Here is a 25,604-nt window from a genome sequence, read left to right on the forward strand (position 1 = left end):
AGTTTATGTCTGTATATTTGCATAGGCAAAGAATTTGGCCGTCAATTGCCTAAAGTGCTGCCAGAAGAGTGCGCATCGCGTTGCGATAGTTCGCAATGATCCTGTCACGTTGAACATGCCGCCCGCTTTGAACCTGATGTCGGCCAGCGGACCACAGGTCAGTGATAACATGATCTTTGGCGGCAAATACCAAGCCGTCCAGCAGTTGATCAGGCCGCAGCGCGCAAAGCGACGGATGCTGGCTGTCAATAGCGACCAGATCGGCCAGATTACCCGGTGCGATCTGCCCTGAATCACGGGCGAGCGCCTGCGCCCCGCCTGCGGCGGCATTGGAATACAGCGACTGCCCGACCGATCCTTCGCCTGTCACCAGCACATTGCGAGACAGATCGCGCAGGCGTTGCGAGTATTCCAGCGTCCTCAATTCTTCGGTCAGTGAGATCAGCACATTCGAATCCGACCCAACGCCAAACGCGCCGTCTGCGGCCAGATAGCTGGGGCCGTTGAAAGGCCCGTCGCCCAAATTGGCCTCGGTCACCGGGCACAGCCCAGCCACAGCGCCGGACCGGGCCATGGCCAGTGTTTCGCCTTCGGTCATTTGGGTGGCGTGGATCAGGCACCAGGTGGTATCGACCGGGGCATTGGCCAGCAACCATTCGACCGGGCGTGCGCCGAGCCCGGCTTGCACTTCGGCCACTTCTTTGGGCTGTTCGGCAATGTGGATATGAATTGGGCCTTGGCCTTGTGCCCGCAAGACCTCTGTCAGATCACGTGGGCTGGTGGCGCGCAGAGAGTGTGGCGCGATGCCAACCCGGCAATCATCGGGCAGGTTCGTGGCCGCTGCTCGTGCCTGATCGACCAGTGCGCAGAACCGATCAACATCATTACCAAACCGTTTCTGACCTTGCTCCAAGGGGCGTTCTCCAACGCCCGCATAGGTATAGAGCACGGGCAGGTGAGTCAGGCCGATCCCCGTTTCAAGGGCGGCGGCCATGATGCGGTCGCTTAGCTCAGCCACGTGGTCATAGGGTTGCCCATCCGGCTGATGGTGCAGGTAGTGAAACTCGCCCACCGCCGCATATCCGGCCTCTTGCATCTCCAGATAGACAAGCGCTGCGATGGCCTGAACCTGATCCGGGTTCAAATGTGCAGTAAAGCGATACATCAGATCGCGCCACGTCCAGAAGCTGTCGCGCCCCGCTAGCCGGTATTCTGTCATCCCGGCCATGGCGCGTTGAAACGCATGGCTGTGCAGGTTGGACAGCGCAGGCAGCAGGGTGTCAACACACGAATCGCCAGCTTGCGGCGTGGTGTCCAGCGTTAGCTTTCTGATCCGTCCATCCTTGATCTGCACCCTCAGATTTCGGGCCCAGCCCGTATCCAGCAAGGCGTTCTGTGCGAAAACGGCGGTCATGAGACTCTCCCAAATATGGATAGACAATAAACATAAATGCATATACTGGAAAAGAGAGAAATTGTGATGTGAGAGTCCCATGCAGCCCCAGGATCATCTTTTGACTGATTTGCGTGCCGCGACGATGTCAGGCGCTGATGCCTATGGGTTGATTGACGATGCCGCGATTGCCGTTCAGGCGGGAAAAATCGCTTGGGTTGGTCCGCGAGCGGATGTGCCTGGCGCTTACGCGGGACTGCCACAGCGCGCGCTCGAAGGTCGATTGGTAACCCCTGCGCTGATCGATTGTCACACTCATGTGGTGCATGGCGGCCATCGCGCGGTTGAGTTTGAGATGCGCCTGAACGGGGCCAGCTATGAAGAGGTTGCGCGCGCGGGTGGCGGTATCATTTCGACCGTGACTGCAACCCGTACCGCCAGCGTTGCCGATCTAATAGCGCAGGCCTTGCCGCGCGTGGACGCCATGCTGGCCGAAGGTGTGGCGGTAATTGAGGTCAAATCAGGCTATGGGCTGGATCGAGACACCGAACTGAACATGCTGCGCGCCGCCCGTGCATTGCCGCAGCATCGTCCAGTGAGGGTTGTGACCAGTTTTCTAGGCGCACATGCTGTGCCAGCAGAATATAACGGTCGCCCCGACGCCTACATTGCCGAGGTCTGTATCCCGACGCTGCGTGCGGCCCAAGCCGAAGGGCTGGTGGATGCGGTGGATGCGTTCTGTGAGGGCATTGCCTTTCAACCTTACCAGCTGGTGCCTCTATTCAATGCGGCGCAGGAGCTTGGCCTGCCGATCAAACTCCATGCCGAGCAGTTGTCCAATCTAGGCGGGGCGAAGTTGGCGTCCTCATATGGTGCTCTGTCGGCAGATCACATTGAATATCTTGACGAAGAGGGGGCGCTCGCCATGGCCCAGGCGGGCACCGTCGGTGTGATCCTGCCTGGCGCCTTCTACACCCTGCGCGAGACGCAGGCTCCACCCATCGACCTGCTGCGTAAACACAATGTGCCGATGGCGCTGGCAACGGATTGCAATCCTGGCTCGGCTCCGATGACCTCGTTGCTGTTGACCATGAATATGGCTTGCACTCTGTTTCGCATGACACCCGAAGAGGCATTGCGGGGTGTAACCACCCATGCCGCCCGTGCCTTGGGGCTGAAAGACTGTGGCCAGATTGCCCCCGGCTTGCGCGCCGATCTTGCCGTTTGGGATGTGACCCACCCTGCCGAACTGGCCTATCGTATCGGATTTAACCCGCTTCATGCCCGCATCATCGGAGGTGCAGATTGACCACCCTGACACTCACGCCCGGCGCTGTATCACTGGCGCAGCTGGAACAGGTCTATCGCGAAGAATGCGCTGTCAGGCTGGATCCGGTGTGCCGGCCAGATATCGAAGCCGCTCATGCCCGCATTGCCGATGCGGCTGCGGGTGAGGCGGCGGTTTACGGGGTCAATACCGGCTTTGGCAAACTGGCCAGCGTCAAGATTGCAGCGGAGGATACGGCGACCCTGCAGCGCAACCTGATCCTGTCACATTGCTGTGGCGTGGGGCCTGCCATCGCGCGGGCGCATGCGCGATTGATGATGGCGCTGAAACTGCTCAGTCTCGGGCGTGGCGCGTCCGGTGTGCGGCTGGAGCTGATCGATCTGCTGGAGGCGATGCTGGATAAGGGCGTAACCCCGGTGATCCCAGCGCAGGGGTCGGTCGGCGCGTCCGGGGATCTGGCGCCGCTGTCCCACATGGCGGCGGTCATGATGGGCGAGGGTGAGGCAGAGTTTGGCGGCAAGGTCATGCCCGGCGGTCCTGCATTGGCGGCTGCCGGTCTGACGCCCGTGGAACTGGGCCCCAAGGAAGGTCTGGCGCTGATCAATGGCACCCAGTTCTCGACCGCCTTTGCGCTGGCGGGCCTGTTTGGTGCGTGGCAGGCGGCACAGAGCGCATTGGTGACGTCGGCGCTCACCACCGATGCCATCATGGGATCGACTGCGCCTTTGCAGCCCGAGATCCACACTCTGCGCGGCCATCGCGGCCAGATCGAAGCAGGGGCAACCATGCGCGCGCTATTGGCTGGATCGGTGATCCGCGAAAGCCACCGCGAGGGCGATACGCGGGTTCAGGACCCGTATTGCATTCGCTGTCAGCCGCAGGTTGTTGGGGCCGCAATGGATGTGCTGCGCCAGGCGTCGTTAACGCTTGAGATTGAGGCGAATGCCGCCACCGATAACCCTCTGGTCCTGACCGGCGCCGGGCTGATCGTCTCGGGCGGCAACTTCCATGCCGAGCCGGTGGGCTTTGCCGCCGATATGATTGCGCTGGCCGTCGCCGAGATCGGGGCGATTGCCCAACGTCGGATTGCGTTGATCGTGGACCCGGTGCTCAGCTTTGATCTGCCGCCCTTCCTGACGCCCAATCCGGGGCTGAACTCGGGTTTGATGATTGCCGAGGTGACAACGGCGGCCCTGATGAGCGAGAACAAACATCTGGCCAACCCCTGCGTGACGGATAGCACGCCGACCTCAGCCAATCAGGAGGACCACGTCAGCATGGCCGCCCATGGCGCGCGGCGATTGGGGCAGATGGTGACCAATCTGGAGCGCATTCTAGGGGTCGAACTGCTGTGTGCGACGCAAGGGGTCGAATTCCGCGCGCCGCTGCCCACCAGCGAAACCTTGCAGGGTGTTATGGCTCAATTGCGCGCGGTTGTGCCGCCTTTGGGCGATGACCGCTATACCGCTCCGGATATCGAGGCGGCGTCGGCCCTGATTGCCAGCGGCGAGATTGCCCATAACACGGGCGTCGACATGCCAGGGCTGGGCGCATGAGCGACCCGGTTGAGATATCCCGAGGCACGGGCCCAATCGTTTTGGGCTTGCCCCATACCGGTACATATGTGCCGCCCGAAATTGAGGCGAATCTGAATGATCGGGGCCGGACGCTGGCAGATACGGATTGGCATATTCACACGCTCTATGAGGGGCTGCTTCCCGGTGCCACGACGGTGCGCGCCACGTTCCATCGCTATGTGATCGATGCCAATCGCGATCCGTCTGGTGCGTCGCTATATCCCGGTCAAAACACTACAACTCTGGTCCCGCTGACCGATTTTGATGGCCACGGACTCTGGGACCAGCTGCCATCTGACGCGGAAATCGAAAACCGGCTGACCAAATTCCACGCGCCGTATCACGCCGCCCTTGAGGCCGAAATGGCGCGGGTCAAGGCGATCCATGGGGTCGCTGTTCTTTATGACTGCCATTCGATCCGCAGCCACATTCCCTTCCTGTTCGACGGGGTGTTGCCTGATATGAACCTCGGCACAAATGACGGCACAACCTGTGCCCCCCCAATTGAGGCCATCGCGCATGAGTTCGTCGCTTCATCACCTTATAGCACCGTCCTGAACGGGCGTTTCAAAGGGGGCTGGACCACTAGGCACTACGGCCGCCCTACCGAGGGCGTGCACGCCATTCAGATGGAACTGGCTCAATCCACCTATCTCAGCGCCGAAACGGCCCCGTGGACCTATGACGCCCAAAAAGCCAGTCGGCTGCGCCGATGGCTCAAAGACCTACTGGATGCGATCCAGGACACTGCATTGGAGATTGCCGCATGACTGATCCTCGCAAAAACACCCGTGATATCTTTCCGCCCACCGGCCCGGAGCTGAATGCCAAAAGCTGGATGACCGAAGCTCCGCTGCGGATGATGATGAACAACCTGCACCCGGACGTGGCCGAAAACCCGCACGAATTGGTGGTGTATGGCGGCATCGGGCGCGCGGCGCGGACGTGGAAGGATTTTGACACTATCGTGGCCAGCCTCAAGGACCTTGAGGAAGATGAGACACTGGTGGTGCAGTCCGGCAAACCGGTGGCCATTGTGCGGACCCATTCGGACGCACCACGGGTGCTGATTGCGAATTCGAACCTCGTGCCGCATTGGGCCAACTGGGATCATTTTAATGAGCTCGATAAGAAGGGTTTGATGATGTACGGCCAGATGACCGCGGGCTCGTGGATTTACATCGGCACACAGGGCATCGTGCAGGGTACCTATGAGACCTTTGCCGAAGCCGGGCGTCAGCACTATGATGGCGATCTGACCGGCAGATGGATTCTGACCGGGGGTCTGGGCGGTATGGGTGGCGCGCAGCCGCTGGCCGCCGTTTTCGCCGGGGCCTGCTGTCTGGCGGTCGAGTGCAACCCGGACAGTATCGATTTCCGCCTGCGCACCAAATACCTGGACGATAAGGCCGAGACGCTGGATGAAGCGTTGGAGATGATCGACCGCTGGACCAAGGCGGGAGAGGCCAAGTCGGTCGGACTGCTGGGCAATGCCGCCGAGATTTTTCCCGAAATTTACGCGCGAATGCAGGTCGGTGGCATGCGGCCCGACATCGTCACCGATCAGACCAGCGCGCATGACCCGGTCAACGGTTATCTGCCCATCGGCTGGACTATGGCGCAGTGGAAGGACAAGCGCGAAAGCGACCCCAAGTCGGTTGAAAAAGCCTCGCGCGCGTCGATGAAACAGCACGTGGCCGCGATGGTCGATTTCTGGAACGCGGGCGTACCGACGTTGGACTATGGCAATAACATCCGGCAAGTGGCGCAGGATGAGGGTCTGGAGAATGCCTTTGCCTTCCCCGGCTTCGTGCCAGCCTATATCCGCCCGCTGTTCTGCCGCGGTATTGGTCCGTTCCGCTGGTGTGCGCTGTCTGGCGACCCCGAGGATATCTACAAAACCGACGCCAAGATGAAGGAACTGTTCCCCGAGAACACCCATCTGCATAATTGGCTCGACATGGCGCAGGAACGGATCGCCTTCCAGGGTCTGCCAGCACGTATCTGCTGGATTGGGTTGGGTGATCGACACAAGGCTGGGCTGGCCTTCAACGAGATGGTGCGCAACGGTGAGTTGAAAGCACCCATCGTCATCGGGCGCGACCATCTGGACAGTGGCTCAGTCGCCTCACCGAACCGCGAGACCGAGGCGATGAAGGATGGCTCGGACGCCGTGTCGGACTGGCCTTTGTTGAATGCGCTGGTCAACACTGCTTCGGGCGCGACCTGGGTTAGCCTGCATCATGGCGGTGGCGTAGGGATGGGGTTCAGCCAGCACGCGGGCGTTGTGATCTGTGCTGACGGCACCGACGAAGCCGCCAAACGTCTTGAGCGGGTGCTTTGGAATGACCCGGCCTCGGGCGTGTGGCGTCACGCAGATGCGGGCTATGACATCGCCAAGGATTGCGCCCGCGCACATGGGCTGCGTTTGCCGGGCATTCTGGGTTGATCGCGGGCAAGAGAGCCGGGCTAAGTCAGGTCCGGCTCATGTGACCTGACCGACGTCAGCGCCGCGCGGCACCAGACGCAATCATGATCGGAAAGCGGCGTTCCCTCGTCTGAGATTGAGGTCAACAGCCCCTTTTCTTCACAGCTCAGATCGCGGCCTGCCAACCAATCCAGCTTCATCACACGCTGAGGGTGTGGGGTGATCAGGCTGGGGCGGGTGGTCGTTCCGTCGGCTGTGAAACCCCAATCGTAACCATGCGTCCCGGCCAGACCAAAAAGGCTCTCGTTCTGCCAGTTGAAATCCGGAGGCAGGTGGTTGCCGGTGTTCAAATCCCCACCGATCAGAACCGGCAGGCCCGGCGCGAAGCTGTCAATTGCCCTAAGCAGGATATCGAACTGCGTGTGGCGATGGGCGGCATCCGCGTTGCTTTCCAGATGGGTGGACACGACGCAAACCGGGCCGTTTTCCGTAGGCAGAACAGCAGCGATGGCCATACGGCCACCGACGCGCGGCTGGTCGGGATCTGCGGCACCTTCATCGCAAGAGAACCAGTGGCCATGATCGTCCAACCGAAACAGGGCGGCGCGTTCAAACGGCACCGAAGACAGGATCGCATTGCCATGCCATCCCAGTGCGTTGAAGTCGTCTTTGCAGAAATGGCGCTCGGTCGGGCCGCCCAGATCGAGTTCGTGAAACTCGACCCCAAAGGCGTAGACCATTCCAAGGGCATCTGCCATCGCTTCGGTCGTGTGCCGTTGCGATGTGCGCGCCATGCCGTGATCGACCTCGGACAGGAGAACAACATCGGGGCTGATCCGACCAAGATGCGCGGCGGTCGCCTCGGGGAATAGGCAGCGTTCCACATTCCATGCAGCCACGGTGAACTGCGCGGGCAGAGTGGATATCTGCGCCTGCCCGCCAAGCTGCAGCGCATTCATCGCTGGAATATCGCGCAGCAACTCCCGATGCGCCGCAGCGGTTCGCGGGGCGGACAATATACTTAACCGCTGATCCGGTGTTACAGCGGGAAGCACATCCAAAACGTCTGTGATCAAATGACTTTTCCTGTTTCCACATCAAACAGACGCAGCGCGTCGGGTTTCAGGGTGATCTGGGTTTCGCCTGTTTGGGCCGCGTGATCTTTGCTGACCAGAACCGTGAAGGGCTGACCGCCAAGCTGACCGTGCAGCAACCGATGCGCCCCCAGTTCTTCAAGGATATCCACCTGAAACGGCACGGAACCCTGACCTTCCAGCTCGATATCTTCGGGTCGGATGCCCAGTGTAACCGGTCCGTTGGCCGAGGCGGGCGCGGTCATGATCCCGTCATAGCCGTTGATCCGCACCTGGCCTTGATCGACCTGCGCCTCAATCAAATTCATCGGCGGCGCACCCATGAACGAGGCGACAAAGGTCGAGGCCGGGTTGTGATAGATTTCAGAAGGCGTGCCGATCTGCTCAATCTGGCCAGCGTTCAGAACGATGATGCGGTCGGCCATGGTCATGGCTTCGACCTGATCGTGGGTCACATAGACGGCCGTCGTGCCAAGGCGGCGTTGTAGGGCCTTGATTTCGATCCGCATCTGGTTGCGCAACTTGGCGTCAAGGTTGGATAGCGGTTCGTCAAACAGGAACAGCGCCGGATCGCGCACAACTGCGCGGCCCATCGCAACGCGCTGACGCTGACCACCCGACAGTTGCGCCGGCTTGCGATCCAGATACTCGGTCAGATTCAGCATCTTGGCGGCGTCTTCGACCTTGGCGGCGATCTCGGACGCGGGCGTGCCGCGGTTCTTCAACCCGTAGCCTATATTCTTTCGGACAGTCATATGCGGATACAACGCGTAGTTCTGGAACACCATCGCGATGTCCCGGTCCGCCGGGTCTACGTTGTTGACCACCCGGTCGCCGATTTTCAGCGTCCCTTCGGTAATATCCTCCAGCCCTGCAATCATCCGCAGCAGGGTGGATTTACCACAACCCGACGGACCAACCAGAACGACGAACTCGCCGTCCTGAATGGTGAAACTGGTGGTTTCAACCGCTTTGAAGCCGTTGGGATAGACCTTGCGGATGCCCTCTAATGATACCTGAGCCATGCGCGTATTCCTTATTTGTCGGATTCTGTGAGGCCCTTGACGAACCAATTCTGGAAGAAAATGACGATGGCCACCGGCGGGATCATTGCGACGATCGCCAGTGCCAAAGCCTGCCCGTGTTCAGGGATCTGACTGTCAGTGTAGGTCAGCACGATCTGCTTGATACCGCGGACCAGCGTAAAGAAGCTTTCGTCTGTCGTGATCAGCGTTGGCCACAGATACTGGTTCCAGCCAAAGACGAACATGATGATGAAGATCGCGGCGATCATCGTCCGGCTGAGCGGGACGAGGATGTCGACAAAGAACTTCCACGGACCTGCACCATCGATCCGGGCGGCCTCGGCCAGTTCCTCAGGGACGGACATAAAGAACTGTCGGAAAAAGAAAGTACCAGTGGCCGATGCGATCAGCGGGACGATCAGACCGGTATAGGTGTTGGTCAGGCCCAGCTTCTGGATCGCCTCATACGAGGGCAGAATCCGTACCTCAAGCGGGAGAAGGAGGGTGGTAAAGATCACCCAAAAGGCCAGCGTGGCAAAGCGCAGGCGGAAATAGACGATGGCATAGGCTGCCATCATCGAGATGATGATCTTGCCGACTGCGAAGCCGATGCCCAGAATGAACGAGTTCATCAGCATCAGCGTGCCGTCGACGGTTTGGGTAAATCCGCCTTTCTCGAACATGGCGGCGTGGAAGTTCTTGCCCAGATCGTCGCCAAGGCCGATCTGAATGCCCTGTCGATGGATGGTCACCGCATCATGGCTGGCGGTGGTCAGCGCCAGCAGGGGCGGCAGGATCATCAGCAACGAGCCCAGGATCAGCACAAAGTGATCACCGATGGTCTCCCAACGGATTTTGCGGGGGCGGCGGGTGGTTTCGGTCGTCTCAAGGGTTGTGTCAGCCATTGTTCGCCCCTTCAGGTATAGTGGATCCGGCGCTCAACCAGCCGGAACTGAAAGACGGTGAGGAGTAGAACCAAACCCATCAGAATGACGGATTGCGCGGAAGAGCCGCCCAGGTCATTGCCTCGGAACCCGTCCAGATAGACCTTGTAGACCAGCGTCATCGGATTATTGCCCGGCTCACCCTTCATCAGCGCGTCAATCACACCGAAGGTGTCGAACAGCGCATAGGTGATGTTGATGATCAGCAGGAAGAACGCGGTGGGGGCCAGTAGCGGGAAGGTGACCTGCCAGAACCGCCCGGTGGCCGAGCGGTTGTCGATCATCGCCGCCTCGCGCACCGAGCGCGGGATCGATTGTAGGCCCGACAGGAAGAAGATGAAATTGACAGGGATTTGCTTCCAGACCGATACGATGATCATCGCGGTCGCGGTGGCGTTGTAGTCAACGCCCAGTTTGAAATCCCAGCCAAACATCTGGAAGAACTTGGTCATCGGGCCTGTGCTTTGGTCAAAAAACAGGATGCCCAGAAATCCGGCAACCGGAGGCGCGATGGCGTAGACCCACATCAGCAAGGTGCGATAGGTCTTGGCGCCGCGCAGGACCTTATCGGCCTTGACGGCCAGCAGCAGCGCGATGGCCAGTGAGAAGAAGGTAACCAGAACCGAGAAGACAATCGTGAACCAGGCAATGCGTTTATACTGATCATTGCCAATCAACGACGTATAGTTCTCGGCCCCGACAAAGGTTGACCCGAATCCGAACGGGTCTTGCAGAAAGAAGGACGATTGCAGCGCCCATCCCGCAGGCCAGTAAAAGAAGATGGCGATGATCATCAACTGTGGCAGCAGCAAAGCCACAGGAAGCCAGACATTATCAAAACCCGCGCGTTTCATAGGTCTTCCAGTTGCAGAAAAGGGGGATGGCCGCACCCGAAGGCGCGACCATCCTGGGGGTGATCCCAGGGATTAACCCTGAGTCTTTGCAAAGCGGGCCAGCAATTCGTTGGCTTCTGCTTCGATGTTCTGGAAGGCGGTTTCCACGTCGGTTTCACCGGTCAGGATACGGCCATATTCGCGGTTCATGATGTCGCGGATCTGGACATAGAAGCCCATGCGGTAGCCTTTGGTGTTGTCGCCTGCTTTGGCGGACAGCTGGTTGACGCCAACTTCGGCTGCCGGGAAGCGGTCATAGTGGCCGTCTTTTTTGGCGACTTCGTATGCAGCTTCGGTGATCGGCACATAACCGGTTTCCTGATGCCAGAAATACTGGGTTTCAGGCGCGGTCAGGAAGTTGAAGAATTCGGCTGTCGCCTTGTTTTCTTCATCCGATTTGCCCGCCATGGCGAACAGGGCCGCACCACCGATGAACGTTTGTGTCGGCTCGGCTGTTACGGCTTCCCAATAAGGCAGCTCGGTTGCGCTGAATTCAAACGGCAGGTCTTTCTGCAGCAGGCCCCCAAACGAGCCGGAAGACCCCAGCCACATGGCAACTTTGCCTTCTTCGAACGGCTTGGCGTTGTCGCCCCAGCCGGTGCCGTACCATTCAAACAACCCGTCTTCTTTCCAGTCGCTCACCGCCTGGAAATGGGCCTTGATGGCGTCGTTGTTGATCAGGATTTCGGTGTCGGTGCCGTCATAGCCGTTGTTGTTGGTCGCAAACGGCAGGTTGTGACGCGACATGAAGTTTTCGGTGAAGATCCAGGGCAGGTGCGACTGGCTGAGCGGGATATAGCCTGCGTCTTTCAGCACCGGTGCGGTGGTTGACTGGAACTCTTCCCATGTCTTGGGGGGTGTAACGCCCGCAGCTTCCAGCGCATCTACATTGTAGTACATGATAGGTGTTGACGAGTTGAACGGCATGCCGATCATCTTGCCATCGCTGTCTGCGTAGAAGTATCGCACGCCAGCGATGTAGTCATTGATGTCGAAATCAACGCCATTGTTAGCCAGCAGATCCTGAACCGGGATAGTCGCACCTTTTGCACCGATCACGGTGGCAGCACCGGCGTCAAACACCTGCATGACGTTGGGCTGTTCGCCAGCGCGGAATGCAGCGATACCGGCGGTCAGCGTTTCTTCGTAGCTACCCTTGTAGACCGGAGTGATTTTGTATTCGTCCTGCGAGGCGTTGAAATCCTCGGCAATTTTGTTGACGGTCTCGCCCAGCTGGCCGCCCATTGCGTGCCACCAGGTGATTTCGGTTTCGGCAAAGGCTGCGGTCGCGGTAAAGGCGACGGTGGCAGCAGTTGCGCAGAACTTAAGGTTGGTCATTTTGGTTCTCCGGTTCGGTGTCGAGCTCTTTCAATAAAGAGCTTGTAGGCAATTCGATGCCAGATTGTGGTGCAGGTCCCCCCTGCGGTGTTGGTGTTGCACAGCATTCGATCACATCGTGGAGAGCGTCCGAAATCTGCACACGTGCTCACATACTGTTAACGTGTGACAGTTCGATGAAAGATTCCTAGCAATATTGACAAATTCCACCAATTCGAAGGACAGGTTGGGCGTGGCTCAGGATCATGACAAACCAGCCGATAGGCGCCGCCGGGTAACCGCGCAAGCCGTTGCAGATGCGGCTGGTGTGTCGCGTTCAGCGGTTTCACGCGCCTTTACGCCGGGTGCGTATCTTGATGAAAGAAAAAGAAAAATTATCGAGAAAGTGGCCCATAAAATGGGCTATCAACCAAATGCATTGGCTGCCGGGCTGAAGGATGGGCGCTCGCATCTGGTGGCTGTCTTTGTCGGCAATATGCGTAGCACATATGATTCCGAATTCGTGAGCGCTTTGGTCGGAAAACTGAACGCTTTGAACAAATGGCCGATTCTCATTGATGGCGGGGATCAGCGTGCAGAAGACGCGATCGAGCAGGTTTTGCGTTATCCTTTGGACGCTTTGATCTTGCGTGGTGGCAGCATGCCGCGTGCATTGGTCACGCGGTGCACAAAGTTCGGTGTGCCGATGATTTCCACAGGCCGAATCGTCCAGGCGCCGGGTGTCGATAATGTCTGTTGCCGCAATGCCGACGGTACGGGGCTTGCAGCTCAGGTGCTGATCGACAAGGGGCGCACACGGTTTGGGTATCTGGGCGGCGCGCCCAGTTTCTCGTCATCGGTCGAGCGTAGATCGGGTGTGATCGGGGTTCTGGACGAAGCAGGATTAAACCTGATTGCCGAAGCCACAGGGGATTTCACGGTTGAGACCGGGCACGAGATTGCGCTGAAACTGCTTACCGAGCACAAGCTGGACGCGTTGGTCTGTGCCAACGACGCCAGCGCGATCGGTGCGCTGACCGCCGCGCGCGAGCTGGGTTTGGATGTTCCGGGTGACCTCTCACTGATCGGGTTTGACGATATCGAAATGGCAAGTTGGCCGAATTTCGATCTCAGCACCGTCAACAACCCGATTGATGATGCGGTTGATCAGGTCATTGCGTTGCTTGAACGCAGGCTGGCAGAGCCCGGTAAGCAGAGCGAAACCATTATGATCGATCCGTTTTTCGTCCCGCGTGGAACGCATTAGGGTCAACCGTTTCGCGCTGATTTGAACAGGTACAGGAATACGAAAAGCGACCCGATAGAGGTGGTCACGATGCCGACCGGTAACTCCTGAGGTGCTAGCAGCAATCGGGACACGATATCCGAGGCGGTCAGAAGGATGGCGCCCACGATGGCCGAGGTGATCAGCAGGTTGCGGTGAAGTGTTCCCGCTATTCCACGCGCGATATGAGGGACCATCAGGCCGACAAAGCCGATGACACCCGCGACTGACACGAAGCTTGCCGTGGCCAGGGCCGCAACAAAGAACATGCGAAAGCGCAGGCCCTGTACAGGAATGCCAAGCGTCGCGGCGGTGAAATCTCCGGTCAGAAGGGCATCTAGCCAGCGGCTGCGATAGAGTGCATAGCCCAGGATCAGGGCCAGCCCGATCACGACCAGTGGAAACGTCTCCCACCGCGCAAGGCCCAGTCCGCCCAGCATCCAGAAGATCACAGAATGGGCGGCGCGGCTGTCGCCGGCAAAGATAAGATAGTTGGTGATGGCGGAGAACAGGAAAGACACGGCAAGCCCCGCCAGGATCAGCTTTTCCGGTGCACTTGTGCGCAAACCCTGGACCAGGGCCAGCACGATGCCTGATGCGATCAGGCCGCCGCAGAAAGCCGCCAGCGGTAAGGTCCAGAAGCCCAGTACATCGCCCGTGACCGTGATAACCAGCACAGCGCCCGCAGCCGCGCCCGACGAGAGGCCGAACAGAAAAGGATCGGCCAGATCGTTGCGCGTGGTGGTTTGCAGAACCACGCCCACAACACCAAGCCCGGCACCGATGACAGCGGCGAACAGCGCACGGGGCAGGCGCAGATCAAACACGATCCGATGCAGCGGCGACATCTCGCCTTCGGACAGGCCAGTTCCCAGACCGATGGCAGCAATGACATCGGCCACGGGGATCGGGGTGGTGCCATAAACCGTCGACAGCAGCAAAAGCGCGGTCAGAACGGCCGCCCCCAGCACAACTATCCGGCCCGTATGGACCATATCAGTTGGTCGCCATCGGGTGCATCGCATCCGCCATTTTCTGGATCGCGTCGATATTTGCCGGTCCCGGTGTCAACTCTTCGTAACGCAGACCGATCCAGCGTTCATTTTTGACCGCATCTGTTTGGGACATCACTGGGTGCTCTTGCAGGAACGTGAACGTATCCTCTGCCCCGTTGCCGGTCTGATAGTCAAGCAGCACCAGGAATTCCGGGTTCGACGCGGCAACCGCCTCCCACGAGGTACGGCCCCAGCTGGTCTCCATGTCATGGGTGACGTTTTCGCCGCCAGCCGCTGCGATCATCGCATCGGGGATGGCGAATTTGCCAGCGGTGAAGGGCGCATCCGCTGGACCGTCCAGCAGGAAGACACGGGGTTTGGCCAGATCGGCGGTTTTGGCTTCGATGGCAGCCAGCTGTTCTTTCCAGCCTGCAACCAGTACCTCGGCCTTCTCCTCGACATGCATGACCTGACCCAGACGCAGCACATCGTTGAACAGCAGGTCCATGCTGGCCTCAGGGCGGTCTTTGTCCAGATGCACGCAGCTTTCGGTCAGGATCATGGTCTTGATGCCGAACGGGGCCAGGGTGTCCGGCGTCACGTCGCCGCCGGGCTTCATGCCGTAGTACCAGCCCGCGAAGAACAGGTCGGGTTCGGCCGCGACCAGGTTTTCGACGGTTGGGTATTTTGGTGCGAGCTCGGGGATGTCGCCGCGCAGCTTGTCGAAATCTGGGCTGGTCTTGTACCAGCCGGTGATTCCGGTCAAACCAACGATCCGGTCTTGTAGGCCAAGCGCAAAGGCCATGTCGGTCATGTTCATATCATGCACCACCAGCCGTTCGGGCATGGTTTCGAACACCAGCGGTTCGCCGCAATTGTCCACGGTTACCTCATGGGCTGCCGCGCTGCTGGCCAAGCCGGTGATCATCAAAGCTGACCAAAGTTTTTGTTTCATCAATCTCTCCTGTTAAGATGAAAGCGTTCGTTTCCGGATATCCAGCGCCGGGATCACGCGCCCGTCGTGCTGGAAGCACAGGTAGTCAACACCAAACGTGTCGCGCACATGATCTGGCGTCAGGATTTGCTCGACCGGCCCAAATCCGGTCATGCGTGCGGATTTCATCAGCGCGACATGGCTGGCAAACTCGGGGATCATGACAAGGTCATGCACGATCATCACGACCGTCACACCCAGGGCGGCCACCAGCGACAGCATATGCCCCTTGGCATCCGGGTCCAGATGATTGGTGGGTTCGTCCAGAAACAACAACGAGGGGTTCTGAGCCAATGCACGCGCAATATGGGCGCGCTGACGTTCCCCGCCCGAGAGCCTTTGAATCGGCTTATCCGCCAGATGGGTCAGCTCGGTTGTGCGTAGAACGCGCTCTAGGTCTCTTTTGTGTTCCTCGCTCGAACGGTCGCTTTGGATGGGGATCTGACCCAGCGCGACATAGTCGCGTAGCTTCAGGCGACCGTCGGGCAATTCCTGCTGGCCAACAACCGCGATGGTCCGGGCCCGTTCTTGTGCAGACAGTTTGCGCAGGCTTTGACCGTTGATCTGTACATCCCCCAGCGCAAGACGCTCGACCCCGCAGAGCAGGTTCAGCAGTGTCGTTTTCCCAGCACCGTTGGGACCCGCGATCGCAAGGATTGCACCCTCTTCTAGTGCGAATGAGACACCCTGTAACAGCGCATCGCCGTTCAACGCGTAGTATTCTAGGTTTTCTGCGACCAGAAAGCTCATGCCTTACCCCTTTTGGGAAGACGGGGCAGGCGGGCGAGCGTTTTGAACAACAAGGCGGGGGGGCGATCTGTTGCGCTGGTCCAGCCGCTTTCACTGTCGCGGAACTGATGGGCGAAGGTGGCGATTGCATCCAGATCGGCGGTGCTTTGAATATCACCAAACAGGTATTGCGCCTTGCCTTCGGCCTGCAAGCCTATGGCCATGGGGCGTTCGCATCCTGCCATGCAGGGGATCAGTCGGGTTGCGACGCCCTCGGGCAGCGAAGCGTCCAGGGCGTTTTGGGCCGCGCGGGCTTCGATCTCTCCCTGGCAGGTCGAGCAGATCAGCACAAAATGGTCAGGTGTTTTGTCCACGGCTATCCTCAACGCGCAAAATGCCCGCATAGAAAGTACCGGTCCCGTAAGGGCGCAAATCTGCCATCAATCCTCCTTCCAGGACGCCCCGTCCCGGGTTGGTTTCACAGGTGATGGCAGGTCTCCTGACTTGCGGGTCGTTGCTTGGCCAACCTTCCCGGCCTTTTCGGGCCAGTGGTGATTTGGCGTTGCTCACCGCTTACAGTTGCGGGGGCAGTCACGGATTTGGCCTGACCCGGGTGTCCCGGGGCCGCACCGTATTCCCATTTTCATCCCGCAATCAAAGTAGCGGGAACCATCACAGGCCAGCTATTCTGGACAAGACACGCTTGTCAAGCAATCGCTGAGAGGCTCGTGTCAGATACGGGGTGGATCAGTAATCCGCAACCAGCAGGAATTCGGCCTCGGTATCTTCTTCGATCGTGGCAAAGCGCGGGATGGGTTGTTCGAAGACGTTATCGGTGCGGTCGTCGTTTACGGTTGAGACCTCGCCGATTAGGCAATCCCCGCGCTCGGCCCAGAAGGCGTGCCAGATACCGGGCATCAATGTTACGCTTTCGCCGGGTTTCAGGCGCAGCAACTCACCAGGAGTGATGGTGATGTCGCATCCATCACTGGGAACCACAACTGGTGTGTCGCGGTCGACGCTGCCGTCGGGGTCCGAGGCATAGATCTCCATCACCAGATCGCCGCCGCCCCGGTTGATGATATCTTCGGCTTTGACGATGTGGCGATGCATTGGCGACAGCTGCTTGTCGCGCGAGATCAGTAGTTTCTCGGCATAGAGCATTCCGCGGCCCTGGCTCAGATCATTCTCATCCCCATTGCGCAGGGTGAACAGGAACAGGCCAAGCTCATCAAATTTGCCTTGCCCGTAATCGGTGATGTCCCATCCCAGCCCCCGGGCGCGGATCGTGTCGGCCTTGGCGCTGCGCATCTGATCCGGGGACCAGTCGGCAAATGGGGGCAGGATGAACCCGAAAGACTGGATAAAGGCTTGTGCATCGGTCTTGATGCGGTTGATGTCGGAACGTTTCATGTGACTTCCCTTTTTGGGACTAAAGCTCATGCGCCCAGGGTGGGTTGGCCCCGGCACGCGACACGGTGACTGCTGCAACATCTGCACCCAACGCTAGAGCGGCGCGCAGGCTCTCTGTTGTCAGATCGCGCAGCGCGGGTTTGGTCAGATGCCCAGAACGGTGAAGTTCGGCCAGTACACCAGCGTTGAACGTATCACCCGCCCCCACCGTATCGACAACCTGAACCGCTTTAACCGGTATCGTGGTTTCCGAGCCATTGCGTAGATAACCTGAGGCCCCCTGGCTACCACGTGTGACAATCACAACCGAGGGCCCGGCTTGCAGCAACAAAGGCACTTTCTCGGCATGGGATTCGGGCCCCGGAATGATCCAGTCCAGATCCTCATCCGAGACTTTGAGGATATCAGTCTGCGCAATCATGGCATTCAAACGGGTGCGGTATCTGGTCTGATCCTGAATAAATCCCGGTCGGATGTTGGGGTCCAGCATCACGGCCCGATCCGCCCCGTGATGGCTCAGCAGGGCAGCATAAGCATCGGCGCAGGGTTCGCAGGCAAGACTGATACCGCCTAGATACAGGGTCGAGATCGCAGGCAATTGGTCGGGCAAATCCTCAGGCCGTAGCATGCGCCCGGCAGTATTTTCGTCAACAAAGTTGTACGACGCGTGTCCATCGACCAGTTTCACAAACGCCAAAGTGGTTGGGCGGTCGCTGGTGATAACATGGGATGTATCCACATGGCTCGCTTTCAGCGTTTCTGCCAATTGTTCACCAAACATATCGGACGACAAGCCGGTCAGCATGCCAACAGGCGCGCCCAATCTCCCCAACGCGATCGCCGTGTTGAAAATTGCACCTCCAGAATGGGGTACATACCCTTGGGCACCCGAGACTGTAGGCTCGGTGATCATATCGATCAGCGCTTCTCCGCAGCACAGGATCATCCCGCGTTCCTTCATTGAGAATTGTCAGGCGGTTCTACCGCATGAGGGCATTTTTGCAGAAGTTGTTAGCGCCAACAATGCCAAATTCGACCTGTTCGGAGACATAGAGATCCATTCCGCGCCGCAGCTCGCTGAACCGGCCACCATTGTTGAAGGCATCCAGAAAACTGTCTCCGAACAGCCAACGGTTTTTTTCCGCCACGCCGCCGACCAAAAAGACGCCCCCAATCGGCATCAATGTGACGGCCATATCCCCTAGTAGAGCGCCCAGATGCGTTGTGAACAGCGCTGCGGTTTGGACTGCGTGCGGATCAGTACCGGATCGTGCATCCTGCAGGATGTCCCGTGCCGGGCGCGCGGAGATATTGGTTTGACCCGCCGCCATCGCCACTGCTCGGTACAAGATTGGCAGTCCGGTGCCGCTGAGAAACATCTCGGCCTCCAAGCTCAGGCTGTCGCCAAAGAAGCATTCGGGTGCGATACGCCGGGCCGCATCAAAGATATCAACCTCATCCCGGTGGCGCGGCGCAAGGCCGACATGGCCTCCTTCGCCCGAGACGGTGTGATAATGTCCTTCGGAATAGAGCAATGCGCCAACACCCAACCCGGTTCCGGGTCCGACCACCAGTCGGGTACCAGGCGGAGGGGTATTCGCGCCTTGTAGAACGGCGACGTCCTTGTCCGTGACCTCCGCCACTGACCAGGCAGCGGCGGTGAAATCGTTGATCACATAGGTGTGCCGGGCGCCGGTGGCCTTAACCAGTTCGGCCTCGGACAAATCCAGATTTGCGTTCGTCAGCTGGATAACGCCATCCTGAACGGGGCCCGCACCTGCGGCAACAACTGCCTGAGGGTCGGTTCCGACGTCATCACGTAGACTGTGAAACGCTTCCAGCAGGTCGGGCAGGGTGCCGGTTGGATGCTTGCGCAATTCGGTGAGTGCACCGTTCTCGACAACCCCAAGCCGGGTATTGGTGCCACCGATATCGGCCACCAGATTCCAATGCTCGTGGACTGCCCCCGCTGGTTGCGCGAGTGGCAGGGCAACAGGATTCCCTTTGGCCAGCGCGGCTTTTAGGGCGAGATATGAGGCTTTGGGTTTGCGTTCCAGCGTCTCGAAATCCACATCGATCAGACCGAACCGCTTCTCATACCCAAAGGCCCATTCGTAATTGTCGAGAAGGGACCAGACAAAATAACCTTTGACTGGGATCTCTTGCTCCAATGCGCTCTGAACCGCAGTAAGATGCTGGTTCAAATAGTCAATTCGGTCATCATCCTGATCCCGTTCAGGGCTGGCCATGCCGTTTTCGGTTACAAACAGAGGTAGGTTGCCGGTGTATTCCTGTGCGGTGCGCGTCAGGAAGCGGGTGAGGGCGGCCGGCTCGATCTCCCATCCCATCTGGGTTTTGGGCAAAGGTCCGGGAACCTCTTTCAGGCTGGGCCAGGTGGTATCAGACGGGGCAATCAGCTTCCGGGTATAGTAGTTCAGCCCACACCAATCGACAGGTGCGCCGATGGTGTCAAAGTCGTCCTGCCATCCGGTCGGCAAATAAGGCGCGAGCCCCTCCAGAACATTCGCCGGATAGGCCTTCTTGAACGCACCACCCAGAAAGAACCGGTTATAAATCCCATCATACAGATCCGCGGCCTTTCGCGCCTCTGGGCTGTCATCGGCGGGTTCGGCCCATTCCAGATTGAACACCGCACCGAGATTGGACATTCCAAGCCCGCGCATTGCTTGAATGGCGCGACCGTGGGCCAGCAGTACGTGATGCATAGCGCGGGCGGCAGCTCGGATATCGCGCATGCCGGGGGCGTGGTGGCCTTCGAAATGGCTCAGCCAGCTGACGCACCAGGGCTCGTTGATGGGGGCGACGCTATACATGCGATCCCCGATCCGGCCCATGATGATCTCGGTGAAATCTGCAAACCACCCGGCGATATCGCGGTTGCGCCAGCCACCCAGATCAGCAAGGGCCGATGGCAATTCCCAGTGATAAAGCGTTGCGCATGGGCGGATATCGCGCTCTAGCAAGGCGTCGGTTAGCCGGTCGTAGTAATCCAGCCCGGCCTGGTTCACTGTTCCGCGCCCTTCGGGCAGCACACGGGCCCAGCTGGTGGAAAAACGGTAGCAATCAAATCCCGCATCGCGCACCAGATCGAGGTCTTCCGGGAACCTGTTCAGGTGATCGCACGCGAGATCGCCGTTTTCCTGACGCACAACATTGCCGGGGGATGCGGCGAATGTATCCCAATGGGTCTGGCCAGCCCCGCCCTGAGCGTGGCCTTCTATCTGATAGGCAGAGGTTGCCACGCCAAAGAGGAAGTCTTTGGGAAAGTCAGTACGGGTATATTTCATTGCTAGTCCCTGTTGGGCGCCGGGCCTGTTGATCTGCCTACTACCAGTTCAGCTTCCAGCAATCTAGTTTTGGTCGGCGCATCAGGGGATTTGATGCGTTCGATCAGCATATTGGCCGCTATTTCCCCGGCCTTGCGAACAGAGGAGCGGGTGGCAGTAAAGATCGGAACATCCTGTCCATTCTTGAGATAGGACAGGTCATCGTCATGGGCGATGACGGATACATCGCGGCCCATTTGCAAGCCCGCTTCGTCAATCGCGCGCCGAACGCCTATCGCAGAAATCATCGAAGAAATCAGGATTGCGGTTGGTGGATCGTCAAGGTCAAGCATCGTGCGTGTCTCGTGGTGGCCATAGACTTCGGTCATCTCGGCGCTGCGCATTAGATCAGGATCAGGTGCAATACCTGCCTGCGCCAGCGCAGCGAGATAGCCATCACGGCGGCGCTGGGCGAAATCCATGTCTTCAAGGCCGTTAATCAGTGCGATGCGCCGATGACCCAGATCCAGCAAGAATTGGGTTGCCCGTAGGAACGAGCTTTTGTTGTTCACATCAATCCAGTCATAGGGCAGGTCAACACCGGTCGAACGGCCATGCACAATGAACGGAACTGACATCTTGCTGAGTACCGAGATTCGATACTCGTTCACTTTGGGGCCCTGCAAAACCACGCCATCAACTGCACCGCGCTGGAACAGGCTGCGATATGCTTCTTCGATCGAGGTGTCATCGGCATTGGTGAACATCATGTCATAGCCATGCTCGGCATATGTTTTCACGGCGCCAGCGACGAAATCCCCGAAGATGGGGTTCACCATCTCGTGCTGCGACGAACTGGGGATGACATGGCCGATGACCATGGATTTGCCGGTTGCCAAGCCCTTGGCGCGGCTGTTTGGGCGATAGCCATGTTTGGACGCTGCTGCCTGAACGCGCGCGCGCGTGGCCTCATTCACTTCCGGATAGCCGTTCAGGGCGCGACTGACAGTGGTCGGCGAAAGCCCAAGCATATCCGAAAGTTCTTTTAGCGTCATAAGGTGCTCATATTCTGCAAGCGCTTTGAGTTTCTCAAACTCATCTGTTGCGTTTCGTCATACTCATAAAATACGCCATAAAAGTAAAGGTTATTGAACGAAAATTTCAAGAGCCCCCGGAATCGTTGACTTTGAAGCGTAAACGCGCAACTTTACATCTATCCAAAGCGCTTTGGATTGCGGTAGGAAGCTATATTGCCGTGATTCTCGTGTCGGAACGCGTGGCAGATACGTCGCGGATCGGGTCGGGCCCGAACAACTAAAAGCTTGATAAGCTGTGGGAGGACATCATGAAGAAGTCGTTTTACGCCAGTGCTGCGGCACTGGCGCTGAGTGCGGGGGCGGGATTGGCGCAGGCTGATCTGACGTTTACGCCGGGCGAAGGCCCGTTCAATTGGGACAGCTACAATGCCTGGGCGGAAACAGCGCCGGATCTGAGCGGCCAGACCGTTACCGTCTCGGGCCCCTGGCTTACGCCGGAAGATGGCTATTTCAACAACATGACCGCCTATTTCGAAGCGGCGACGGGCGCAGATGTGATCTATACCGGCTCGGACAGTTTCGAACAGCAGATTGTCATCGATGCCGAGGCTGGTTCGGCCCCCAATGTTGCAGTGTTCCCGCAGCCTGGCCTGGCTTCGATCATGGCGTCGAAAGGACAGTTGTCCCCCCTGGGCGACGACATGGCTGCCTGGGTCGGTGACAACTACGCCGCGGGTGAGTCCTGGGTCGATCTGGGTACCTACAAAGACGCTGATGGCAACGACCAGATGTACGGCTTCTTCTACAATGTGAACGTCAAGTCTCTGGTTTGGTACAACCCCGAGAACTTCGAGGATGCCGGATATGAAGTGCCGACGACCATGGAAGAACTCAAGGCTCTGACCGAACAGATCGTTGCAGATGGTGAAACGCCCTGGTGTATCGGTCTGGGGTCCGGCGCCGCAACTGGCTGGCCTGCGACCGACTGGGTTGAGGATATGATGCTGCGCACCCAGCCGCCGGAAGTCTATGACCAATGGGTTACCAACGAGATTCCGTTCAACGACCCTCGTGTCATCGCTGCAATCGACGAATTCGGTTGGTTTGCGCGCGATGATGCCAAAGTCTCCGGCGGTGCAGGTGCGGTTGCCTCAACCGATTTCCGCGACAGCCCCAAGGGTATGTTTGCCTCACCGCCTGAATGCTACATGCATCGTCAAGCGTCCTTCGTTCCGGCCTTCTTTCCGGAAGATGTCGAATTCGGTCTGGATGCAGATTTCTTCTACATGCCGGCCTTTGCTGACAAGGACCTGGGTAACCCGGTTCTGGGTGGCGGGACATTGATGGCTGTAAGCAACCCCTCCGACGCGACAACCGCGTTCATGGAGTTCCTCAAACAACCCATCGCGCATGAGATCATGATGGCGCAGACCGGCTTTCTGACACCGCATAAAGGCGTAAATACAGAAGCTTATAAGGATGATACCCTGCGCGGTTTGGGGGATATCCTGCTGGGCGCGACCACGTTCCGTTTCGACGGGTCGGACCTGATGCCAGGTGCTGTTGGCGCAGGCACGTTCTGGACTGGCATGGTCGACTATACAGGCGGCAAATCCGCCGAAGAAGTCACGGGTGAGATTCAATCCTCCTGGGACGCCATCAAATAATCTGACAACCCTTTGGGCATCCCGCACGCCGGGGTGCCCATGCCTGTCGCCGCGAGGGAGGATAGCATGCATCCGGCAATACAAGGCCTGCTGACGATCGCCATTGGTGTGTCGGGATGTGTGGGCTACTTCTACCTATCCAACCAAGTGCTGGACAAATTTCTGTTTCCAGCGCGCGGTCCAAATGCTGGGCGCAATATCAACCGCGCCAACATGATCCGGCCCTGGTTGTTTCTGCTGCCCGCCTTGCTCGCGCTGGGTGTGTATCTGGCCTATCCGGTTGTCGAAACCCTACGCCTGTCGCTGACCGACCGCGTCGCGGGTGGAGGCTATGAATGGGCCGGATTTGATAACTATGTGCAAATGGTTGCCGAACCCAAGTTCTGGGAGGCAATGCGCAACAACATGCTGTGGCTGATCGTGGTTCCGGCCATGTCGACCGCGTTTGGTTTGCTGGTCGCACAGCTGACGGATCGCATCCGCTGGGGCAATGTCGCCAAATCGCTGATCTTCATGCCGATGGCAATTTCATTCGTTGGGGCCTCGGTGATCTGGAAACTGGTCTACGATGCGCGCCCGGTCGATCAGGACCAGATCGGCGTGCTGAATGCGATCTATATCTTCTTCGGTGGCGCCGAGACGCACACTTGGCTGACGCTGCCTTTCTGGAACAACTTCTTTCTGATGATTGTTCTGGTCTGGATTCAAACCGGCTTTGCCATGGTGATCCTGTCCGCCGCCCTGCGCGGCATCCCGGAGGAAACCATCGAGGCCGCGATTCTGGACGGGGCCAACCCGTTCCAGATCTTCTTCAAGATCAAAGTGCCGCAGATCAAAACCACGATCATGGTTGTCTGGACCACCATTACAATCGTGGTTCTCAAGGTCTTTGACATCGTCTTTGCCATGACCAACGGTCAGTGGGAGACGCAGGTGCTGGCCAATTACATGTACGACAAGATGTTCCGTGCCAATGACTGGGGCGTGGGGTCGGCCTCGGCCATGGTGATCATGTTGCTGGTCACTCCGATTTTGGTCTGGAACGTGCGCAATGCGCGCAAAGAAATGCAGTAGGAGGTTGGGGATATGAGCGATATTGCGGGAACCCGGCCAGCCCTTCGCTGGGTTGTACATGCCTCGGTGGTGTTTCTTGTCGTGCTTTGGGTGTTCCCAACGCTGGGCTTGTTGATCTCGTCTTTCCGAACGGGGGATCAGATTGCCAGCAGCGGCTGGTGGCGGGCTTTGTTTCCGTCAGAACAGAACCTGACCCTACGCGCTGCCGGGCCAGACACGCAGGTCTCAACCGACGGGATGTATGTCATCGAAGGCAATGTTTTTGACGGTGAGAAGGCCTCGGACATCAGCAGATGGGGGGTCAACTCTCGGGCCATCGATGCCTTTGCCCCCGGCGAAACGGCTGAGCTGCGCCGCGGAGGGACAATAACGGTTCAGGCCAACGGCGACTACCGGATGGAGAACACAGAGGCGTTTTTTGGCAATCGCGGTCCCCGAGTGTTTGTGACCACCACCTTGCCGCCCGAGTTCACGACCGAGAATTATGCCCATGTTCTGTTCAACGCGAACAGTGCCGACAGCATGGCTAAGGCGTTTTTCAATACGTTGACGGTGACGATACCGGCGACGATCATCCCAATCCTAGTTGCGGCCTTTGCGGCTTACGCGCTGGCTTGGATGGATTTCCCGGGGCGGGCATTGTTGATCGCTGCCGTTGTTGGTCTGTTGGTGGTGCCGTTGCAGCTGGCTTTGATCCCGCTGCTGAAACTACACCTCAATATCGGGATCGGCAAAGGGTACCTGGGGGTTTGGATGGCCCATACCGGTTTTGGGATGCCTTTGGCGATCTACCTGTTGCGCAACTACATGGCCGGATTGCCACGCGATCTGATCGAAAACGCGCGGGTGGATGGGGCGACTGAGTTCCAGATTTTCACCAAACTCATCCTGCCACTGAGCTTTCCAGCGCTGGCATCCTTTGCGATCTTCCAGTTCCTGTGGACATGGAACGATCTGCTGGTTGCCAAAGTGTTCCTGATAGACTCATCAGGTCAGACGACGGTGATGACCAACCGCATCGTCGAACTGCTGGGAACACGCGGCGGCAACTGGGAAATTCTTGCCACGGCGGCCTTTGTATCGATTGCCGTTCCGCTGGCTGTCTTCTTCGCAATGCAAAAATACCTGGTCCGGGGCCTGTTGGCCGGATCTGTCAAATAGAGG

General features: G+C 58.5%; 22 protein-coding genes, 1 pseudogene and 1 riboswitch. Of the genes and pseudogenes, 8 read left to right on the forward strand and 15 right to left on the reverse strand.

The annotated features are described in order from the left end of the window. Window positions 1–49 precede the first annotated feature (49 nt). Window positions 50–1,414 (reverse strand): formimidoylglutamate deiminase, encoded by a 1,365-nt coding sequence (locus tag AC2FFE_RS04125; RefSeq protein WP_496818226.1) that lies wholly within the window; start codon window positions 1,412–1,414, stop codon window positions 50–52. Between the two features lie 79 nt (window positions 1,415–1,493). Here AC2FFE_RS04125 and hutI point away from each other — a divergent pair, with 79 nt between their 5' ends. From hutI to hutU, 4 genes are read left to right on the forward strand one after another with little or no spacing between them, the layout of a single operon-like run. Further along, window positions 1,494–2,702, forward strand: coding sequence for an imidazolonepropionase (gene hutI / locus AC2FFE_RS04130; RefSeq protein ID WP_496845952.1), 1,209 nt, complete (start codon window positions 1,494–1,496; stop codon window positions 2,700–2,702). Beyond that, window positions 2,699–4,237, forward strand: coding sequence for a histidine ammonia-lyase (hutH, locus tag AC2FFE_RS04135; RefSeq protein ID WP_496845953.1), 1,539 nt, complete (start codon window positions 2,699–2,701; stop codon window positions 4,235–4,237). The genes hutI and hutH overlap by 4 nt, the downstream gene beginning before the upstream one ends. Beyond that, a complete protein-coding gene (gene hutG, locus AC2FFE_RS04140; RefSeq protein WP_496845954.1) occupies window positions 4,234–5,028 on the forward strand; it encodes an N-formylglutamate deformylase in 795 nt (264 codons plus the stop codon). The genes hutH and hutG overlap by 4 nt, the downstream gene beginning before the upstream one ends. Then, window positions 5,025–6,707, forward strand: coding sequence for a urocanate hydratase (gene hutU / locus AC2FFE_RS04145; RefSeq protein ID WP_496845956.1), 1,683 nt, complete (start codon window positions 5,025–5,027; stop codon window positions 6,705–6,707). Before hutG ends, hutU begins: the two co-directional genes overlap by 4 nt. A gap of 20 nt (window positions 6,708–6,727) precedes the next feature. Here hutU and AC2FFE_RS04150 read toward each other — a convergent pair whose 3' ends face one another. The 5 genes from AC2FFE_RS04150 to AC2FFE_RS04170 form a co-directional block, all read right to left on the reverse strand. Continuing rightward, window positions 6,728–7,759, reverse strand: coding sequence for an endonuclease/exonuclease/phosphatase family protein (locus AC2FFE_RS04150; protein ID WP_496846224.1), 1,032 nt, complete (start codon window positions 7,757–7,759; stop codon window positions 6,728–6,730). Beyond that, entirely contained in the window at window positions 7,759–8,805 is a 1,047-nt protein-coding gene (locus AC2FFE_RS04155) for an ABC transporter ATP-binding protein (protein WP_496818219.1), read from the reverse strand. Before AC2FFE_RS04155 ends, AC2FFE_RS04150 begins: the two co-directional genes overlap by 1 nt. An 11-nt stretch (window positions 8,806–8,816) precedes the next feature. Next, a complete protein-coding gene (locus AC2FFE_RS04160) occupies window positions 8,817–9,710 on the reverse strand; it encodes an ABC transporter permease subunit (protein ID WP_496818218.1) in 894 nt (297 codons plus the stop codon). Between the two features lie 11 nt (window positions 9,711–9,721). Further along, window positions 9,722–10,603, reverse strand: coding sequence for an ABC transporter permease subunit (locus AC2FFE_RS04165; RefSeq protein ID WP_496818217.1), 882 nt, complete (start codon window positions 10,601–10,603; stop codon window positions 9,722–9,724). A gap of 72 nt (window positions 10,604–10,675) precedes the next feature. Next, on the reverse strand, window positions 10,676–11,980 hold the full coding sequence (locus AC2FFE_RS04170) for an extracellular solute-binding protein (protein ID WP_496845958.1): 1,305 nt from the start codon (window positions 11,978–11,980) through the stop codon (window positions 10,676–10,678). Window positions 11,981–12,212: 232 nt separating this feature from the next. Between AC2FFE_RS04170 and AC2FFE_RS04175 the strand changes: the two genes are divergently transcribed. Continuing rightward, the gene (locus tag AC2FFE_RS04175) at window positions 12,213–13,226 is read left to right on the forward strand and encodes a LacI family DNA-binding transcriptional regulator (protein ID WP_496834242.1); all 1,014 of its coding nucleotides are present in this window, start codon (window positions 12,213–12,215) and stop codon (window positions 13,224–13,226) included. 2 nt (window positions 13,227–13,228) lie between these two features. Here AC2FFE_RS04175 and AC2FFE_RS04180 read toward each other — a convergent pair whose 3' ends face one another. The 9 genes and pseudogenes from AC2FFE_RS04180 to AC2FFE_RS04220 all read right to left on the reverse strand — a co-directional run bounded on the left by AC2FFE_RS04180 (window position 13,229) and on the right by AC2FFE_RS04220 (window position 21,717). Continuing rightward, window positions 13,229–14,239: a FecCD family ABC transporter permease gene (locus AC2FFE_RS04180; RefSeq protein WP_496845960.1), complete on the reverse strand. Its 1,011-nt coding sequence runs from the start codon at window positions 14,237–14,239 to the stop codon at window positions 13,229–13,231. 1 nt (window position 14,240) lies between these two features. Then, a complete protein-coding gene (locus tag AC2FFE_RS04185) occupies window positions 14,241–15,194 on the reverse strand; it encodes an ABC transporter substrate-binding protein (protein ID WP_496845961.1) in 954 nt (317 codons plus the stop codon). A gap of 12 nt (window positions 15,195–15,206) precedes the next feature. Beyond that, window positions 15,207–15,983: an ABC transporter ATP-binding protein gene (locus tag AC2FFE_RS04190; protein ID WP_496845962.1), complete on the reverse strand. Its 777-nt coding sequence runs from the start codon at window positions 15,981–15,983 to the stop codon at window positions 15,207–15,209. After that, a complete protein-coding gene (locus AC2FFE_RS04195; protein ID WP_496845963.1) occupies window positions 15,980–16,336 on the reverse strand; it encodes a DUF1636 family protein in 357 nt (118 codons plus the stop codon). Before AC2FFE_RS04195 ends, AC2FFE_RS04190 begins: the two co-directional genes overlap by 4 nt. A gap of 98 nt (window positions 16,337–16,434) precedes the next feature. Further along, window positions 16,435–16,651: riboswitch (cobalamin riboswitch) on the reverse strand. 58 nt (window positions 16,652–16,709) lie between these two features. After that, window positions 16,710–17,375 (reverse strand): D-lyxose/D-mannose family sugar isomerase, encoded by a 666-nt coding sequence (locus tag AC2FFE_RS04200; RefSeq protein ID WP_496845965.1) that lies wholly within the window; start codon window positions 17,373–17,375, stop codon window positions 16,710–16,712. A 19-nt stretch (window positions 17,376–17,394) separates the two neighbouring features. Next, window positions 17,395–18,321, reverse strand: a complete 927-nt coding sequence (locus AC2FFE_RS04205; protein ID WP_496846225.1) for a carbohydrate kinase family protein — start codon at window positions 18,319–18,321, stop codon at window positions 17,395–17,397. A 34-nt stretch (window positions 18,322–18,355) separates the two neighbouring features. After that, window positions 18,356–19,315, reverse strand: a complete 960-nt coding sequence (locus tag AC2FFE_RS04210; RefSeq protein WP_496818300.1) for a glucokinase — start codon at window positions 19,313–19,315, stop codon at window positions 18,356–18,358. 66 nt (window positions 19,316–19,381) lie between these two features. After that, window positions 19,382–20,683 (reverse strand): annotated as a pseudogene (locus AC2FFE_RS04215) (GH1 family beta-glucosidase); the annotation flags it as partial. 2 nt (window positions 20,684–20,685) lie between these two features. After that, window positions 20,686–21,717, reverse strand: a complete 1,032-nt coding sequence (locus AC2FFE_RS04220; RefSeq protein ID WP_496818209.1) for a LacI family DNA-binding transcriptional regulator — start codon at window positions 21,715–21,717, stop codon at window positions 20,686–20,688. 290 nt (window positions 21,718–22,007) lie between these two features. Between AC2FFE_RS04220 and AC2FFE_RS04225 the strand changes: the two genes are divergently transcribed. From AC2FFE_RS04225 to AC2FFE_RS04235, 3 genes are all read left to right on the forward strand, one after another. Continuing rightward, a complete protein-coding gene (locus tag AC2FFE_RS04225) occupies window positions 22,008–23,366 on the forward strand; it encodes an ABC transporter substrate-binding protein (protein ID WP_496845967.1) in 1,359 nt (452 codons plus the stop codon). Between the two features lie 66 nt (window positions 23,367–23,432). Further along, entirely contained in the window at window positions 23,433–24,440 is a 1,008-nt protein-coding gene (locus AC2FFE_RS04230) for a carbohydrate ABC transporter permease (protein ID WP_496845969.1), read from the forward strand. 12 nt (window positions 24,441–24,452) lie between these two features. After that, the gene (locus tag AC2FFE_RS04235) at window positions 24,453–25,601 is read left to right on the forward strand and encodes a carbohydrate ABC transporter permease (protein WP_496845970.1); all 1,149 of its coding nucleotides are present in this window, start codon (window positions 24,453–24,455) and stop codon (window positions 25,599–25,601) included. Window positions 25,602–25,604 lie beyond the last annotated feature (3 nt).

The organism is Ruegeria sp. YTSA168 (genome assembly GCF_059610045.1).